This is a genomic window from Mycobacterium sp. NPDC049093 (genome assembly GCF_040704635.1).
Classification (GTDB): Bacteria; Actinomycetota; Actinomycetes; order Mycobacteriales; family Mycobacteriaceae; genus Mycobacterium.
Window position 1 is genome coordinate 155,550 of the sequence record NZ_JBEZJS010000010.1, and the last position, 15,892, is coordinate 171,441.

Annotated in this window: 18 protein-coding genes; 11 read left to right on the top strand and 7 right to left on the bottom strand. The window is 67.0% G+C overall.

Annotation, left to right across the window (positions count from 1 at the left end; translation table 11 throughout):
- The first annotated feature begins 67 nt into the window (after positions 1–67).
- Both AB0876_RS31045 and AB0876_RS31050 read left to right on the top strand, forming a co-directional pair.
- Entirely contained in the window at positions 68–967 is a 900-nt protein-coding gene (locus AB0876_RS31045) for a metal-dependent hydrolase (protein WP_526043816.1), read from the top strand.
- 11 nt (positions 968–978) lie between these two features.
- A complete protein-coding gene (locus AB0876_RS31050) occupies positions 979–2,103 on the top strand; it encodes a PDR/VanB family oxidoreductase (protein WP_526043817.1) in 1,125 nt (374 codons plus the stop codon).
- A gap of 4 nt (positions 2,104–2,107) precedes the next feature.
- On the opposite strand, the gene AB0876_RS31055 is transcribed toward AB0876_RS31050, so the two are convergent.
- On the bottom strand, positions 2,108–2,605 hold the full coding sequence (locus AB0876_RS31055; protein ID WP_526043818.1) for an NUDIX hydrolase: 498 nt from the start codon (positions 2,603–2,605) through the stop codon (positions 2,108–2,110).
- A 244-nt stretch (positions 2,606–2,849) separates the two neighbouring features.
- On the opposite strand from AB0876_RS31055, the gene AB0876_RS31060 reads away from it, so the two are divergent.
- Positions 2,850–3,149 (top strand): hypothetical protein, encoded by a 300-nt coding sequence (locus tag AB0876_RS31060; protein WP_463793652.1) that lies wholly within the window; start codon positions 2,850–2,852, stop codon positions 3,147–3,149.
- Between the two features lie 101 nt (positions 3,150–3,250).
- Positions 3,251–4,021 carry an SGNH/GDSL hydrolase family protein gene (locus tag AB0876_RS31065; protein WP_526043819.1) on the top strand — a complete coding sequence of 257 codons (771 nt, stop codon included), beginning with the start codon at positions 3,251–3,253 and terminating at the stop codon, positions 4,019–4,021.
- Positions 4,022–4,041: 20 nt separating this feature from the next.
- Here the strand turns inward: AB0876_RS31065 and AB0876_RS31070 are convergent, their stop codons facing one another.
- Complete coding sequence (locus tag AB0876_RS31070) at positions 4,042–4,605, bottom strand: hypothetical protein (RefSeq protein ID WP_064887654.1); 564 nt, start codon at positions 4,603–4,605, stop codon at positions 4,042–4,044.
- Between the two features lie 7 nt (positions 4,606–4,612).
- On the bottom strand, positions 4,613–5,440 hold the full coding sequence (locus AB0876_RS31075; protein WP_526043820.1) for a hypothetical protein: 828 nt from the start codon (positions 5,438–5,440) through the stop codon (positions 4,613–4,615).
- Positions 5,441–5,530: 90 nt separating this feature from the next.
- On the opposite strand from AB0876_RS31075, the gene AB0876_RS31080 reads away from it, so the two are divergent.
- From AB0876_RS31080 to AB0876_RS31090, 3 genes are all read left to right on the top strand, one after another.
- Positions 5,531–5,917: an Rv0313 family protein gene (locus AB0876_RS31080; protein ID WP_064887658.1), complete on the top strand. Its 387-nt coding sequence runs from the start codon at positions 5,531–5,533 to the stop codon at positions 5,915–5,917.
- 113 nt (positions 5,918–6,030) lie between these two features.
- On the top strand, positions 6,031–6,468 hold the full coding sequence (locus tag AB0876_RS31085; protein WP_491840851.1) for a hypothetical protein: 438 nt from the start codon (positions 6,031–6,033) through the stop codon (positions 6,466–6,468).
- 81 nt (positions 6,469–6,549) lie between these two features.
- Positions 6,550–8,220: an acyl-CoA synthetase gene (locus AB0876_RS31090; RefSeq protein WP_526043821.1), complete on the top strand. Its 1,671-nt coding sequence runs from the start codon at positions 6,550–6,552 to the stop codon at positions 8,218–8,220.
- Between the two features lie 9 nt (positions 8,221–8,229).
- On the opposite strand, the gene AB0876_RS31095 is transcribed toward AB0876_RS31090, so the two are convergent.
- The 3 genes from AB0876_RS31095 to AB0876_RS31105 are packed head-to-tail and all read right to left on the bottom strand — an operon-like array spanning position 8,230 to position 10,725.
- Positions 8,230–8,688, bottom strand: a complete 459-nt coding sequence (locus tag AB0876_RS31095; protein WP_526043822.1) for an SRPBCC family protein — start codon at positions 8,686–8,688, stop codon at positions 8,230–8,232.
- Positions 8,689–8,710: 22 nt separating this feature from the next.
- Positions 8,711–9,892: a cytochrome P450 gene (locus tag AB0876_RS31100; protein ID WP_526043823.1), complete on the bottom strand. Its 1,182-nt coding sequence runs from the start codon at positions 9,890–9,892 to the stop codon at positions 8,711–8,713.
- Positions 9,889–10,725 carry a mycofactocin-coupled SDR family oxidoreductase gene (locus tag AB0876_RS31105; RefSeq protein ID WP_526043824.1) on the bottom strand — a complete coding sequence of 279 codons (837 nt, stop codon included), beginning with the start codon at positions 10,723–10,725 and terminating at the stop codon, positions 9,889–9,891. The genes AB0876_RS31100 and AB0876_RS31105 overlap by 4 nt, the downstream gene beginning before the upstream one ends.
- Positions 10,726–10,811: 86 nt before the next feature.
- On the opposite strand from AB0876_RS31105, the gene AB0876_RS31110 reads away from it, so the two are divergent.
- Positions 10,812–11,384 (top strand): TetR/AcrR family transcriptional regulator, encoded by a 573-nt coding sequence (locus tag AB0876_RS31110; RefSeq protein WP_526043825.1) that lies wholly within the window; start codon positions 10,812–10,814, stop codon positions 11,382–11,384.
- The gene (locus AB0876_RS31115; protein WP_526043826.1) at positions 11,381–12,889 is read left to right on the top strand and encodes an AMP-binding protein; all 1,509 of its coding nucleotides are present in this window, start codon (positions 11,381–11,383) and stop codon (positions 12,887–12,889) included. The genes AB0876_RS31110 and AB0876_RS31115 overlap by 4 nt, the downstream gene beginning before the upstream one ends.
- Here AB0876_RS31115 and AB0876_RS31120 read toward each other — a convergent pair.
- Entirely contained in the window at positions 12,800–13,822 is a 1,023-nt protein-coding gene (locus tag AB0876_RS31120; protein ID WP_526043874.1) for an alpha/beta hydrolase, read from the bottom strand. The genes AB0876_RS31115 and AB0876_RS31120 overlap by 90 nt on opposite strands.
- Before the next feature lie 183 nt (positions 13,823–14,005).
- On the opposite strand from AB0876_RS31120, the gene AB0876_RS31125 reads away from it, so the two are divergent.
- Positions 14,006–14,566 (top strand): hypothetical protein, encoded by a 561-nt coding sequence (locus AB0876_RS31125; protein WP_055114598.1) that lies wholly within the window; start codon positions 14,006–14,008, stop codon positions 14,564–14,566.
- 5 nt (positions 14,567–14,571) lie between these two features.
- The gene (locus tag AB0876_RS31130) at positions 14,572–15,888 is read left to right on the top strand and encodes a Dyp-type peroxidase (protein WP_526043827.1); all 1,317 of its coding nucleotides are present in this window, start codon (positions 14,572–14,574) and stop codon (positions 15,886–15,888) included.
- Positions 15,889–15,892 lie beyond the last annotated feature (4 nt).

Consider the following 15,892-nt stretch of genomic DNA (forward strand, 5'->3'; position numbering starts at 1 on the left):
CCGGTACCGCTGTTCCCACCTAAATCCGTACACTGCTGAGAGTCCACTCATCCCAGGGAGGCTCTCGATGTTGCGTCCGTTGCGGTTCGACAATGAGATCGACCCGGGCCCGGTACAGATCCAGGCCCGTAAAGTCCACTTCGATCTCGACGGCATACCGTTGCATTGGATCCCCGGCCACCCCGTGGCCTCGTCGATGGTCAACCTGTTCAACGTGGTGCTGCCGATGGCAGAACACTGGTTCGTCGCGACGTTCAACGAAGCACTGCCCTATGTGCGCGATCCCAAGCTCGCTGATGACATGCGCGGCTTCATCGGCCAGGAGGCGACCCACGCCGAGACGCATGATCGGGTGCTCGACGAGTTCCTGACCGCCCACGGTGTGGACTACCAGCCGCTGATGGCCATGGTCGAGCACGTGTTCACCAAGATGCTGGGCCCGACCGAGTCGACCGACCCGCGCCGCCGGCTGTCCAACCTGTGCGATCGGCTGTGGCTCATCGCCGCCATCGAGCACTACACGGCGGTTCTGGGCGATTTCGTGCTGAACTGCACGTGGGAGGACTTCGACGCCGACCCGACGATGACGGATCTGTTCCGCTGGCACGGCAGTGAAGAGGTCGAGCACCGCAGCGTGGCACACGATGTGGCGGTGTACTTCCAGGACAGCTATTTCAGCCGGGTGCGGGCGATGTCGATCGCCGCGACGGCGGTGTACATGTTCTTCCAGCGCGGTTGTTGGGCGATGGTGAAGAGCGATCCGACCCTCGACATCGGCTGGTGGCAGATGAACAAGATGCGTATGCGTGATTCCAAGCTGGGACTGCTGCCGAAGTTCTCCCGGATGTTCGGTTCCAACACCCTGGCCTACTGCCGGCCCGCTTTCTCCCCGGAGGAGATGGGCTCGACCGCTCAGGCAGTGGCTTACCTGGCGAGTTCCCCCGCGGCGCGGGCCGCCCACCTGTGACGGGCACAGCCATGCTGACGCTGTCACTGATATCCCGGTACCGCGCTCTGCCACCGAGTGCGTCGGGGCGGTTCCGGCACGATCCCATGCTCGGTCTGGCCGAGGTGTCTATCGCGACGATGTGGGGTGTGAACCGCTTGCTGCGGCGGCCCTCGCCTCCTCCTGCCCTGGACCGCACGATCACGTTGACCGTGACCGGCCGGGAAGTGGTGGCCCACGACCAGGACGTCATCGCGCTGACCCTGGCCGCGGCCGACGGCGGCGTGCTGCCGCAGTGGTACCCGGGTGCACACATCGACCTGCACCTGGCCAGCGGCCGGGTGCGGCAGTACTCACTGTGCGGCGATCCGACAGTGACCGACCGTTATCGAATCGCGGTGCGGCGCATACCCGATGGTGGCGGCGGTTCGGTCGAGGTGCACGACAGCCTGCAGGTCGGCAGCCGGGTGAGCACCCACGGTCCCCGCAATGCGTTCGCGCTGACGGTGCCCGGTTACGGGTCGCCCACTCAGCGGTTCCGCTTCATCGCGGGCGGCATCGGCATCACCCCGATCCTGCCGATGCTCGGGTTGGCCGAGCGGCTGGGTGTCGACTGGTCGATGGTGTACGCCGGACGCAGCCGCGACAGCCTGCCGTTCCTCGACGAGCTCGACCGGTTCGGGGACCGCATCGCGATCCGTACCGACGACGTCGACGGACTGCCCGGCGCCGGTGACCTTCTCGGCGAGTGTCCCGACGGCACCACGGTGTACGCGTGTGGCCCGGCCCCGATGCTGACCGGGATCCGGGCGGCGCTCATCGGCCGGGACGACGTCGAGCTGCATTTCGAAAGGTTCGCGGCGCCACCGGTTGTCGACGGCGCGGAGTTCTCGGTGACGATTGCCTCGACCGGCGCCGGGGTGACGGTCGGAGCCGACGAGACCATGCTCGCCGCACTGGGCCGGGCCGGGGTGAACGCCCCGTACTCGTGCCAGCAGGGTTTCTGCGGCACCTGCCGCATTCGGACCGTGCCGGGTACCGACGGGACTGTGCAGCACCGGGATACGTTGTTGACCGATCCCGAGCGCGACGCCGGCTATCTGCTGACCTGTGTATCGCGGGCGGAGGCCGGCCACCGGCTGACGCTCGACCTCTGAGTCGCTACCCGCCCTGCGGGTCGCCCTCTCCGTAGCCGGCCAGTTCGGGTGCGGCCATCAGCTGGTCCAGCAGCGGACGCTGCCCCGCGAGGAGTTTGGTGCGCGCCAGTGCTACCGAAACCCAAGCAACACGGTCGATTTCGGGGAACTCGACGAGCCGCCCCGACCCCTTCGGCAACTCGATGCTGAAGGTGTTGCTCACGGCCGTGGCAGGATCGAAGTCCCCGCGCACCGCGAATGCGGTGACCACCTTGCCTCCCGCCTGCCGCACCGGGACAAGATCGATGCGCGGGCCGGAGGGAGGTGGCGAGCCGAGTTCCTCGGCGAATTCGCGCTGCGCCGCCGGCCACGGGTCCTCACCGTCGACGTACTCGCCCTTGGGTATCGACCACGCCCCGGCATCCTTGCGGGCCCAGAACGGCCCGCCCGGGTGGGCGATCAGCACCTCCACCACCGTGTCGGCGAGACGGTACAACAGGACACCCGCGCTCAGTTTCGCCACTCGCTGCACGCTACGCGGTGATGTGCGCCACTTTGCCGGCAGGACATGGTTCGCCTCACGCCGGTAACGGTTCCACAGTGTGACGCAGCCCTCGTCAATGGGTTTCGGTCAGCCGGAATTTAAATTGTGAACTGCCGGTTAACTGTTGGGTAACACCTAAACCGAGGTGACGGCGGCGCGCGGGTGGGCGGCTGGCGTCGGCGTCACGCGCGAAACAACAGAAGAGTGAAAGAAGGCACCAAAGATGATGAGGATCGGATTTGCCACTGCGCTTGCAGGAGCGGCTGCCGCAGCGGTGATCGGCCTGGCCGCACCGGCCCAGGCGGCACCGACCGGACCGGGTAACGCCCAGCAGACCATCAGTCAGTTGCAGGCCCAGGGATACAAGGTGATCGTCAACCACGTCGGCTCCACCCCGCTGGACAAGGCCACCGTGGTCGCGGTCCGACCCGGGCAGACCTACAGCCGGACGGATTCGAGCAGCCCGGGCGGCGATCTGCAGACAACGCTACTCAGCAAGACAGTTTACGTGGATGTGAAGTAAGCCCAAACATCGCGAAACATCAAGGAGGGGCGCCTTTTTCGGGCGCCCCTCCTTGGTGTCCGCGCGAAGCGGCCGGGCCGGTCCGCGCTAGAGTCGCCAGCGTGCGACGTTTTACCCGATATGTCGCCCTCGGCGACAGCCAGACCGAAGGGTTGTGGGACGGCGACGACGCCGTCGGCCTGATGGGTTTTGCCGACCGTCTCGCGGTCCGGCTCGACGGGCTCTACCCGGGGTTGGGTTATGCCAATCTCGCAGTTCGCGGTCACCGCATCGGCGATGTCCTGCATACCCAGCTCCCCACCGCGTTGTCGATGCGACCCGACCTGGTCACCGTCTGCATCGGTATGAACGACGTGACCCGCCCCGGACGGTCCTTCACCCGCGCGCTGGGCGACCTCGACTCCGTCTACCGCACGCTCGCGGCCACCGGTACCACCGTCGTCACCACCACGTTCCCTGACATCACCCAGATCCTGCCGGTGGGCCGACTGCTCGGGAAGCGGGTGGTTCGGATCAACGACGCGATCAACGATGCCGCCGATCGGTACGGGTTCCACCTCGTCGATCTGTACTCGGCGCCCTCGATGCGCGAACCGGAAACGTGGAGCCCGGACCGGGTCCACGGCTCGGCGAAGGGGCACGGTCTGTTCGCCGCCGCGGCCGCAGAAGCACTCGGATTGCCTGACAGCAACCATGATTGGGCCCTGGCCACCGGCCCGGACCAGATTCAGTCGTTTCGGTCCCGGGCCTACTCACAACTGCTGTGGACGCAGAACATGCTCATGCCGTGGTTGTGGCGTCATCTTCGCGGCCGGTCGGGGGGTGCGGGCCGCTCAGCTCGGCGGCCGGCCTTGATGTGCCTGAGCGCCTGACCGAAGCCCCGGCCCGCCGGTCAGATCCCGCCCCAGGTGGAGTCGAGCTCCTTGGCGACATCGATCACCTTGGCCTGCTCCGATGCCGGGCTGTCGATCTCACCGGCCACGTGCGCGGCGATGAACCGTTTGATCTCCGCGTCGACACCGGCCAGGATCCGCAGCACCTCGGCACGCAGTGACGTGGAGGTGACGTGGATCGAGATGTCGGACGGCCGCGGCTTCTTGACATCGAGGATCAGCAAGAGCGGCTCGGCGGCCAACGCCGTGGCCCGCAGGGCGATCTCACCGAACACCATGAACTTGGGCCGGTCGATGCGCAGGTCGATCACCATGTCGATCTCCAGCGGGATCCGGATGGAGAACGTGATGGTTTCGCCGACAATGCGGCTCACGCGGGGTTTTTGGATCTTGACCCGGGCGGTGACCTTGGCGATCTTGCCGGGCCCCTGGGCGATCGGACCCATCTCGAACGCGTCGCCGGCGATCGAGCCGATGGCGTCGCCGACCCGTTCCTCGGATACCGCCACCTCGAAGAACCGACGCCCGAATTCCTCGTAGGTGATGTAAGCGTGATCAGCCATGATCCTTCTACGGTCTCACGACGGTGTGCGACGACGGTGAAGCCGGGCCGAAATACCGCAACCGGGCGATGCCCAGCGGTCCGTTGCTGAGATCGGCGATCAGTACGGCCCGGCTCCCGTCGAGGTCCAGCCCGGCCACCAGATGACGGCCGGACGCGATCAGCTTGCGCCAGGAGGCACCCGAGGTACGTTCCACCAACCCGGACGTGCTCAGTGGGGTGTCGTCCCCCAGGTAGATGTCGGTGTCGGCGGTCAACCGCCGCTGCACCGCCACCGTGTCGCCGGCGCACAGGTCGTCGAGCAGCCCGGAGACCAGCCGCCTGCCCGCCCGCCCGGCACCGGCCATCCCCTTGGCGAAGCCCACCGCACCCGCGGGACCCTGATTACGCAGCAACGCCACGGCCAGGCGCAGCCCGACTGGCACGGCGCCCAGTCCGGCGCGGGCGAATTGTCCGATCATCGCGGGCAGCTGCCAGTACGCCTGCAGTTGGTCGATCCTCGGGCCGCCCGGGCCGGGCGCGACGACATAGCGAAGATAGGCGGGGATCCGCATCGAGACCGATGGGCTCATGACGACCTCGAGCTCGAGATCGCGAATCACCGTGGAGCCGGCGACGAGGTCGACGTCGCGGTGGAAGGTGATGTCGCGCGGGGCGATGAAGGTGTCGTAGAACCGCTCGATCTCGGCAGCCCCGCGGTGCGGCCGGGAGCCCACCGGGTCGTCGACCTGTCCGCCCGCAGCGAACAGTCCCACCCATCCTCGGCGGTCGTGTGCACCCGCTGCCTGCGGTGACAATTCGACGGTGGCTAGCAGGTCGTCCCGTGTGAAGGCCATATGGTTCGTTTACCATCCCGCCCACCGCCGCGTGCGCGCACACTGGTGTTTGACACCTTGAGATTGCCCACAACCACCGAGGAGAGCGCCATGAGTGGCAGTGGACCGTTCGGATTCGACCCCGAGGACTTCGACCGCGTCGCCCGTGAGGCCGGCGAAGGGCTGCGCGACGCCCTCGACGGATTGAGCAAGTTCATCGCGAGGCCCGGCCAGGCGGGCGGTTGGGCGGGCCTGCTCGATGAGTTCGCCCGGTTCTCCCAGCCCAGAACGGAGCCGGAGACCACCGGCGAGAAGGGCGACGGAGTATGGGCCATCTACACCGTCGACGACGCCGGCGGCGCCCACATCGAGCAGGTGTACCCCAGTGAGCTCGAAGCCCTGCGGGCCAATGCCGGCAACACCGATCCTGGCCGCCGAGTCCGGTTCCTGCCCTACGGCATCGCCGTCAGCGTGCTCGACACGGATACCGGCGAGTAACAACGGCCCGAAATGTCGACTGCCGACCTTCGCGACCGGCTAGGATTCTGGCCCAAAGTCAACGAACTGCCCGGCCCGATTCGACCGGCGGCCGGCAATGCTGAGGGTGGGACATGATTCGCGAACTCTTCGCCACGACGGCGGTCGCCGCGGCGGCACTGGCAACAGCCATTTCGGTGGCGCCGGGTGCTCTTGCCGACGACAACAGCAACATGTACCCGGACAATCCGGGCCGCTATCCCACCGATGTCCCCGGCATGAGCTACGAGGCTTCCAACGGTGCGCCGTGCTTCAGCTGGGAACGCAACGTCTTCGGCCGCGGCCCTGGCGGCACCGCCATGCAGTGCAAGTGGATTCCGAACCAGTGGCCGCCGGTGTACACCGGCTTCTGGACCTACGCCTACCCGTTGAACGGCGTGCAGGAGATCGGGGCGCCGTGCCCGGGGCCGCAGGAAGCCGCTCAGTCGCCTGACGGCCGGCCGATGCTCTGCCTGGGCGAGCAGGGGTGGCAGCCGGGCATATTGACCGGAGATGGTTTCTTCCCGGTCTGAGGCGCGGGTCACATCCCACCGGCCATACAGCCGAGCGGTGCATGTATGGTCGTGGGGCCCGAATCCGTGACCAGGAGTGCCATGAGCGACGTCAAGTTCGACCTGTCCACAGTGTTCTCCACGGTGGCCAAAGCCGTCCCCGATCAGACCTTCCTGGTGTGGCGGGATCGCCGGTTGAGTTACGCCGAGTTCGACGCGCGCGTCGACGGCTTCGCCCATTACCTGGTGTCGGCCGGGCTCGGCACGCACACCGAGCGCGACGGGTTGGCCGGGCACGAATCGGGCCAGGACCACCTGGGCATCTACCTGCGCAACGGCAACGAGTACCTCGAGTCGATGATCGGCAGCTACCGCGCCCGGGTGGCACCGTTCAATGTCAGCTACCGGTACGTGGAGGAGGAACTCCTCTACCTGCTGAAGGATTCGAACGCCCGCGCGGTGATCTACAACGCCGAGTTCGCGCCCCGGGTCGCTGCGATCCGCGACCAGCTGCCGAATCTGCAGGTGCTCATCCAGGTCGCCGACGAATCGGGCAACGAGCTGCTGCCGGGTGCCGTCGATTACGAGACGATCCTCAAAACGCCTGCGCCGCAAGCCGGGATGCCGACTCCGTCCGGCGACGACCTGTACATCCTCTACACCGGCGGCACCACCGGCATGCCCAAGGGCGTGTTGTGGCGTCAGCACGACATCTTCCTGTCGTCGATGGGCGGCCGGCCGTTCGGCAGCGACACCTTCATCGCGTCGTACGAGGAGCTCGCCGAGCGGGCCGCCACCGCGGGTGGCGGGCTGTCGCTGCTGATGATCCCGCCGTTCATGCACGGTGCCGCGCAGTGGGCCGCCTACAACGCCATCACCATGGGCGGAAAGCTGGTCATCCCTGACGATGTGGTGAAGATGCGTCCGGGCAACGTGCTGGAGCTGGCCGCCCGCGAACGGGTGCTGAGCATCCCGGTGGTCGGCGATGCGATCGCCCGGCCGCTGGTCGACGAGATCGAGAAGGGCGACTACGACCTGTCGGGCCTGTTCACGATCAGCAACGGCGGCGCGCCGCTGTCCCCCACCGTGCGTGAGCGCATCCTGGCCGCACTGCCGCACCTGATGTTGCTCGATGCCGTGGGTTCCTCGGAGTCGGGCACCCAGATGAGCACCGCTTCCACCGCGGGCACCGATTCCGAGGCGGCCACCTTCAACGCCCAGTCCGACACCGCGGTGGTCGCCGAGGATCTGTCCCGGGTGCTCGGCCCCGGCGAGAGCGGCGGCTGGCTGGCCCGGCGCGATCTCATCCCGCTGGGCTACCTCGGCGACGAGGCCAAGACGGCACGCACGTTCCCCACCATCGACGGGGTCCGTTGGGCGGTTCCGGGCGACCGGGCAAATGTCTTGGAAGACGGGCGCATTCAACTGCTGGGCCGGGATTCGGTCACCATCAACTCGGGCGGCGAGAAGATCTTCGTCGAGGAGGTCGAGCGGGCCGTCGCTGCGCACCCCGCCGTCTACGACGTGGTGGTTGTCGGTCGCCCGTCGGAGCGTTGGGGTAACGAGGTCGTGGCGGTCGTGCAGTTCGCCGAGGGCGCCTCGGCCACCGACGAGGAGCTCGCGACGGTGTGTGAGCGGGCGATCGCGCGCTACAAGATCCCGAAGGCGTTCGTCCGCTCCCCTCAGATCGTGCGCTCCCCCGCGGGCAAGGCCGATTACCGGTGGGCCAAGTCGGTGGCCACCGAGCACGCCGAGGCCGTCAGCACCTCGTAGTCCGAAGGCTCAGGCCGCGAACATTTTCCCGATGGCCGCGAGCATCGTGGCATGGGCGGCGACGGCCTGTTCCACGGTGATCGCCAGCAGCGGCCTGGGCGCGGCGATGGTCAGCTCTTCGGTGATCCGGGTTCCGGCCTCGGTCGGCGCGAAATCCACCTGGCTGTCCAGCTTTATCTGAGGGAACTGCCGGGCCTGCGCGGTCACCGCGCCCTCGGTGGGGACGACGAGCCGGGCCCGGTAGGTGATCGGAAGCGCGAACGGTCCCATCGGGATTCGATCGCGCACCTGGTAGTCCTGCCGGTATCCGTCGGGCAGGTCCACTCGGGAGGTGCTGCGCACCCACTGCACCAGCGGGTGCACCTGCGAGATGTGGTCCAGGTCGACGTAGAACGCCCGCACCTGTTCGGGGGGCGCCGGAACGTCACCGCTGACGCTGCGCCGGGCCTGGCCGATCCAGATGCTCACCGGCTCAGTTCACCACAGTCGGTCACACCACGAGACGCAGTTGCTCCCAACCGCGCACGGTGGAGGTCGGTGCCAGTTGCGCGCTGTCGTAGTCGATCTCCCATTCGGGGAATCGGTTGAGCAGTTCATCGAGTGCGACGCGGCCCTCCAGTCGGGCCAGGTTGGCGCCCAGGCAGTAGTGCAGTCCCTTGCCGAAGGTCAGGTGGCTGATGTTGTCGCGATGGATGTCGAAGGTGTCGGGGTTGCGGTAGCGACGCGGGTCGCGGTTGGCCGCCCCGAACAACAGCAGCATCGCGCTGCCCGCCGGCACCGCGGTGCCGCCGTACTCGAAATCCCGTGCCACCCAACGCGCCACATGTGGACCGGTCGGTTCGAAGCGCAGCGTCTCGTCGACCGCGCGGGTCAGCAGTGACCGGTCCCGCTCCACTTCCCGACGCTGGTCGGGGTGTTCGGCCAGCACTTTCGCCAGCCAGCCGATGAGCCGGCCGGTGGTCTCGTTTCCCGCACCCGCCACCACCTGGGTGTAGTGCAGCACTTCCTTGCGCTCAAGCTTGCGGGTGACGCCGAACTCGTCGGTGAACTCGACGTTCAGCAGGGCCGTCATCAGGTCGTCGGACGGGTTGTTCGCCCGCCACTCCACATAGTCGGCGTAGATCCGGCCGTCGGCGATGCGGTCGGCCTGCACCACCTTCATCGGCGCACCCGGCTTGGTCCGCAGATTGGCATCGTTGGCGTCACGCACCCCGATCTGCTCGGATTCCGGTATGCCGAGCAGCATTCCGATCACCCGCATCGGCATCATCGAGGCCAGTTCGGCGATGATGTCGAATCCGCCCGAGCCGACCAGCGGATCCAGGCACCGCACACAGAACTCCCGGATCTGATCCTCGATCTCGGCCATTCGCCGCGGTGTGAACACCCGCGACATCAGCCCGCGCAGCAGGGAGTGCATGGGCGGGTCCTCGAACATCATCACGCCCGGCGGCATGTCGAAGTCGGACTGGATCAGCTCGAGGATGTCACTTCGGCTGTTGGAGAACGTTTCCCAATCCGACAGGGATTTTTCGACATCGGCGTGGCGCGACAGGGCCCAGAAGTCGTAGCGCTCGTTGTAGTACAGCGGCGCTTCGTCGCGTAGCCGGGCGTACACCGGATACGGGTCGGCGACGATCCCGACGTCATAGGGGTCGTAGTACACCGTCATTTCAGGCCGCTGCCGGCGTCGACGGGCAGGGTGACCCCGGTGATGTAGCGGGCTTCGTCCGAGGCCAGGAACAGGACCGCGTTGCTGATGTCCTCGGGTGTGACCCACGGGATCGGCAGCATGTGGAACGTCTGGCAGATCGGGGCCAGATCGTCCGGACCCGGGTTCTCCAGGTCCGGCCGGAACATCCGGTAAGTCTTGTCGTTCATCAACATCGGGCTGTTGACGTGGGTGGGGTGCACAGAGTTGACCCGGATCGAATGCTGGCCCAGTTCGACAGCAAAGCTGCGCATCAGGCCGACCACACCGTGTTTGGCGGCGACGTAGTGCCCGGTGAACGGGTAAGCCTTCGTCCCGGCCACCGAGCTGGTCAGGACGATCGACCCGCCCCGCCCGCCGGCAAGGATATGGGGCACACCGGCTTTCACCGTCTTCCAGACCCCGCTGAGATTGACGTCGATCATCTCCTGCCAGAGGTCTTCGTCCATCCGGTCCAGCTTCACCCCGGTAGTTCCGATGCCCGCGTTGGCCGCGATGATGTCGAGCCGCCCCAGCTGCTCGACGCCGCTGTCGACGGCGGCCTTGAGGGCGCCGAAATCTCGCACGTCGACCTCGGCGGTGACGATGCGCCGGCCCAGGTTCTTCACCAGATCGGCGGTCTCGGCCAGGTCCTCGGCCGTCGCCCCCGATGCCGGCGACCGGTCGAAGGTGGCGCAGATGTCCACCGCGATGATGTCGGCGCCCTCGGCCGCCAACCGCACCGCATGGCTGCGGCCCTGACCCCGGGCCGCTCCGGTGATCAGCGCGACCTTGCCGTCGACCCGTCCTGTCATCGCCCACCTTCCGACTTTGGGCGATCGCCCAATAATTACACTCAGGCCATGTCTAGCAGCCGTCGCCGCGCGTGGTCAAGGGTGCGATGAGCCCGCCCAGCACCACCCGCCGAGCGCTGATCCGGGCCACCGCCCAGGTCATGCTCGAGGAGGGCTATGCCGCGGCGACCTCGCGGCGGGTGGCCGCGCAGGCCGGGGTCAAACCCGCACTCGTGCACTACTACTTCCCCACCATGGACGACCTGTTCATCGCGGTCCTGGCGGCCGGCGCCGAGACGAACCTCAGCGCGCAGCAGGAAGCCTTCGCCCAGGACGCTCCGCTGCATGCGCTGTGGGAACTCAACAACACCCAAGGTGCGGCGCTGTGGATGGAGTTCATGGCCCTGGCCAACCACCGCAAGGCCATCCGCAGCGAGATCGCGGGCTATGCCGATCGGTTCCGGGATCTCGAGGAGGCCGCGATGGCCTCGGCCCTGCGGGCCCACGGTGTCGACACCGACGAGTTTCCGCCCGTGGTGATGTCGATGATCGTGGCGAGCCTGGCCCGCATCCTGGTGCTCGAGCAGGGTCTGGGCATCAGCCGTGGGCATGCCGCAGCGCAGGATTTCGTGCAGCGCTACCTGGACCGGTTCGATCAGCCTGAGGAGGATCCGGCATGAGCCTGCTGCACGAATTGGTTTCGGCCGCGGCTGCCGGCGCGCCCGGGCGCCCGGCCGTGGTGACCGATGACGGCGTCACCGCGACATTCGCCGAGTTCGATCGCCAGATCCGTGGCGTCGCGGGCTGGGTGGCGGACCGGACCGCTCCTGGTGACCGGGTGGCCGTGGTTGCCGACAACAGTGCCACCTACGCCCAGTTGTACTACGGCGTGCCGCGCAGCGGACGGGTGCTGACCCTGATCAATCAACGTCTCAGCCCGGCCGAACAGGCCGCCCAGTTGGCCACCGCCGGACCCGCCCTGCTGCTCGGCGACGAGCGGTACCTTTCGGCTCTCGCACCCACCGTCACGCCTGCAGTCGCATTCGAATCCGACGAATGGCGGGCCGCCCCCGAGTCCGATCTCCCCCTGACCGGTAGCACCGGGCCCGACGACCCGGCCTGGCTGCTGTTCACCAGCGGATCCACTGGGGTTCCGAAAGCTGTTGTGCACAGCCACCGTTCGGTTCTCACCGCGGTGCGGGGCTCGGTGGCGGGCCGCTCGGTGCGGCCGGGCGGGGTCTACCTGTTGCCGTTTCCGATGTGCCACATCGCCGGTTACAACATGCTGGTCCAGCACGCGGTGGCCGCGACCGTCGTCCTGTGCGCCCAGTACCGCCCGGAGAGTTTCGCGCAGCTGGTACGCAGGCACGGTGTTACCTCATGTTCGTTGGCGCCGACGATGCTGCACTCGCTGCTCGGCCACCTCGAACACACCGGGACCGATCTGCCCACCCTCGACGCGATCGCCTACGGGTCGGCGGCGATGCCGCTGGATCTGCTGCGCCGGGCGATCGACACCCTCGGTGTCGACTTCCACCAGGGCTACGGGATGACCGAAACCGGCGGGAACATCACGTTTCTCGGCCCCGAGGACCATCGGGCCGGAGCTGCGGGCCGTCCCGAGTTGCTCACCAGCGCGGGCTATCCGCACGGCGACGTCCAGATCGGTATCGCCGACCCGGACGCCGGACTGCTGCCGCCCGGGCAGGTGGGCGAGATCGTGGTGCGCGGCGCCCAGGTGACGCCCGGCTACTGGCCCGACGGGGCGAGTACCGAGGACGGTTGGCTGCGCACCGGCGACATGGGTCGTACCGACCCCGACGGACGGTTGTTCGTAGTCGACCGGCTCAAGGACATCATCGTCACCGGTGGTGAGAATGTGTCCTCCCGCGAGGTCGAGGACGCCCTGTCCGGACATCCCGGGGTGGACCAGGTGGCGGTGGTCTCCGTCCCCGATGACTACTGGGGCGAAGCCGTGTGCGCAGTGGTTGTCCCGAAACCGGCGCAGCGACCGACCGCCGACGAGTTGATCAGCCACGTGCGGAGCGCGATCGCGGGTTTCAAGCGGCCGCGGGTGGTGCTGTTCACCGACGCGCTACCGCTGACCGGTAACGGCAAGGTCGCCAAGGACCGGGTTCGTGCCCTCGCTCGCAGTGCTGTTCTGGACGGCGCCGAGCACACGTAGCAGGTCGGGCTTCATCCGGCTCAGTTCCTGGCCCCAGTAGCCCCAGCTGTGGATGCCGTCCGGGAAGTTGAACACCGCATTCGTGCCTCCGGCGGCCCGATAGGCGTCGGCAAAGGCGCGGTTGGAGTCGATCGCGAAGCCTTCCAGAAAACCCAGTCCGCCGATCGGTGCGTTCGGGCTGGCCAGGGACGGATCCCGGGCCGTGCCGTTGCCGCAGTAGATCCAGAGCCGGGTGCCGTTGGCGATCAACCGTCCCACGTTCACCGTCGGGTCGTTGCGGGCCCAGGCCGGGTCCCCGGGCGGGCCCCACATCGCATCCGGATTGAAGCCGCCGTTCCAGCTCATCGCGACCCGGACCAGGCCGGGCCACTGCGCGTCCGACAGATTCAGGAAGCCGGACAGCGCGCCCGCGTAGCTGAACTGCTGTGGGTGATAGGCGGCCAGCACCAGGGCCGACGACCCGCCCATCGATAGCCCCACCACGGCGTTACCGGTCTGGGCGACGTGCCGGTTGATTGCCAGCCAGGCCGGTAGCTCCCGCGTCAGGAAGGTCTCCCATTTGTAGGTCCAGGTACCGCCGTTGCCGACCGCCGGCGCATACCAGTCGCTGTAGAAGCTGGACTTTCCGCCCACCGGCATGACCACCGAGATTCCGCTCCCGTCGAACCAGTCGAAGGCCGCGGTGTTGATGTCCCATCCGTTCCGGTCATCACCGGCTTCCATGCTGTCGAGCAGATACACGGCGTGGGAATCTGTTCCGCCGCTGAGAAATTCGACCCGCACATCGCGAGCCATCGCGTCCGACGGTACGGTGAGGATCTCGACCGGCACATTGGAATACGCTTGGGACACCGGCGCTGTCAGGCCACCGGTCAATGCCGAGGCAGCTACCGCCACGGCAACAACCCTGCTCCACTTCGCGACGATCATCATCATTGCCACGTGGCCAACCCCTCAACGGCCCCGACACAGCGGACAATACGCCGAGAACGGGTGTTTTCCGGGTTTTCCTCGAAATGCCTCGGCAAATTTGACGGCGCGTCAATGCAATCCACGTTTCGGGCGGCACGACGGTGCTAGCGTTCGGCGTTACCTGAGCGCACCTGGGGGTTCTAGATGACTACCGATCAGCCTGACTGGACCAAGCCCGCCGCGATGGCCATCCCGCCGGAGGGCTATTTCGAACTCAAGGAGGGTCGATACGGCCCGACCTACCCGAGAACGCCCGCCTGCCACGGATTTTCCATCATCGCCAAGGTGAAGGAAGGCCGTGAGGAGGCGGTGCGCGCGTACGGCAAGCAGATCGAGGAAGCCGTCGCCGCGAGCCCTGAAGTCCTTGCGCCACTGCGGCTGCACTACTTGCGCTGGCAACTGTTCGACGTCGGCTCGGGCCTGCATTTCCAATACCAGGGCATCTTCGACACCGACTTCGACAAGTACACCGAAGACGCCGTGCAATTGTTCAGCGCTACCGGCATCACCACGGTGTTCACCAACCTGGAGGGCTTCCCCGAGGACTGGAAGGAGAACCCGCAGGCGTTCATCGAGTTCGTCCGGGCCCACCAGGTGCCGAGCTTCCTCGAATACGGTGAGTACCCCTACGTCACCGCCGACGAGATCAAGAAGGCCCTGCGCCTCAAGTCCGCCTTCTCCACCATGCTCGACCAGATGCAATAACGGCCGTGCTCGAGTTCGAGGACATCCAGCACATCCTGCTGACCCGCACACCGGCCATCACCGGGCGCTACGAGTTCCTGACCTTCGACACCCCTGAGGGCGGCCGGGCCTGGCTCACCGAACTGCTGGACAAGGTGTCCTCGGCCGCGGATGCCAAGGCCACCATGGACGAATCCGACCGCTGGGTCACGCTGGCCTTCACCTGGACCGGACTGCGGGCACTCGGCGTCGACGAGGAGTCGCTGGCCACCTTCCCGGACGCATTCCGGGAAGGTATGGCACGGCGCGCCCCGATCCTCGGCGACACCGGCGCGGCCGCCCCCGAGCACTGGTTGGGCGGCCTGGCAGGCGACGATCTGCATGCGATCGCGATCCTGTTCTCCCGCACCGACGAGCAGTACCGTCGCTCCATCACGGAGCACGACAAGCTGCTCGACCGGACCCCCGGGGTGCGCAGCCTGTCCTACCTCGACCTGAATGCGACCCCGCCGTTCAACTACGCCCATGATCACTTCGGATACCGCGATCGGCTGTCGCAACCGGTGATGAAGGGCTCCGGCGAAGAGCCCACGCCGGGTTCCGGCGACCCGCTCGAACCCGGAGAGTTCATCCTCGGCTACCCCGATGAGGACGGACCGGTCGCGAACCTGCCCAAGCCGGATATGTTGTCGCGCAACGGCAGTTATCTGGCGTACCGCCGGCTCGAGGAACACGTCGCGCTGTTCCGCGACTACCTCCGTGAGCGGTCAGATTCGCCGGAAGCCGAGGAACTGCTGGCCGCGAAGTTCATGGGCCGGTGGCGCAGTGGTGCGCCCCTGGTGCTGGCGCCCGAGCAGGACGATCCCGAACTGGGCGCGGACCCCATGCGTAACAACGACTTCAACTACAAGGAAATGGATCCCTTCGGCTATGCGTGCCCGCTCGGGTCGCATGCGCGCCGGCTCAACCCACGCGACACCGCTCACTACATGCACCGCCGCCGGATGATCCGGCGCGGCGCCACCTATGGTCCCGCACTCCCCGACGGCGCCGCCGATGACGGGGTGGATCGCGGCATCGCGGCGTTCATCATCTGCGCCGACCTGGTGCGCCAGTTCGAGTTCGCGCAGAACGTATGGATCAACGACAAGTCGTTCCACGAACTGGGCAACGAGCACGACCCGATCTGCGGCACCCAGGACGGCACTCTCGATTTCACTGTTCCGAAACGCCCGATACGTAAAGTGCACAAGGGAATACCGGCGTTCACCACACTGCGGGGTGGGGCGTACTTCTTCCTGCCGGGCATGTCGGGACTGCGGTATCTGGCGGGCCTGCCGTAATTCG

Coding starts and splice junctions, on each gene's coding strand:
- AB0876_RS31085 (WP_491840851.1), top strand. CDS start 6,031: ATGATTCGCGAACTCTTCGCCACGACGGCGGTCGCCGCGGCGGCACTG.
- AB0876_RS31105 (WP_526043824.1), bottom strand. CDS start 10,725: ATGACAGGACGGGTCGACGGCAAGGTCGCGCTGATCACCGGAGCGGCC.
- AB0876_RS31070 (WP_064887654.1), bottom strand. CDS start 4,605: ATGGCTGATCACGCTTACATCACCTACGAGGAATTCGGGCGTCGGTTC.
- AB0876_RS31090 (WP_526043821.1), top strand. CDS start 6,550: ATGAGCGACGTCAAGTTCGACCTGTCCACAGTGTTCTCCACGGTGGCC.
- AB0876_RS31060 (WP_463793652.1), top strand. CDS start 2,850: ATGATGAGGATCGGATTTGCCACTGCGCTTGCAGGAGCGGCTGCCGCA.
- AB0876_RS31120 (WP_526043874.1), bottom strand. CDS start 13,822: ATGATGATCGTCGCGAAGTGGAGCAGGGTTGTTGCCGTGGCGGTAGCT.
- AB0876_RS31080 (WP_064887658.1), top strand. CDS start 5,531: ATGAGTGGCAGTGGACCGTTCGGATTCGACCCCGAGGACTTCGACCGC.
- AB0876_RS31075 (WP_526043820.1), bottom strand. CDS start 5,440: ATGGCCTTCACACGGGACGACCTGCTAGCCACCGTCGAATTGTCACCG.
- AB0876_RS31100 (WP_526043823.1), bottom strand. CDS start 9,892: ATGACGGTGTACTACGACCCCTATGACGTCGGGATCGTCGCCGACCCG.
- AB0876_RS31110 (WP_526043825.1), top strand. CDS start 10,812: ATGAGCCCGCCCAGCACCACCCGCCGAGCGCTGATCCGGGCCACCGCC.
- AB0876_RS31045 (WP_526043816.1), top strand. CDS start 68: ATGTTGCGTCCGTTGCGGTTCGACAATGAGATCGACCCGGGCCCGGTA.
- AB0876_RS31115 (WP_526043826.1), top strand. CDS start 11,381: ATGAGCCTGCTGCACGAATTGGTTTCGGCCGCGGCTGCCGGCGCGCCC.
- AB0876_RS31125 (WP_055114598.1), top strand. CDS start 14,006: ATGACTACCGATCAGCCTGACTGGACCAAGCCCGCCGCGATGGCCATC.
- AB0876_RS31050 (WP_526043817.1), top strand. CDS start 979: ATGCTGACGCTGTCACTGATATCCCGGTACCGCGCTCTGCCACCGAGT.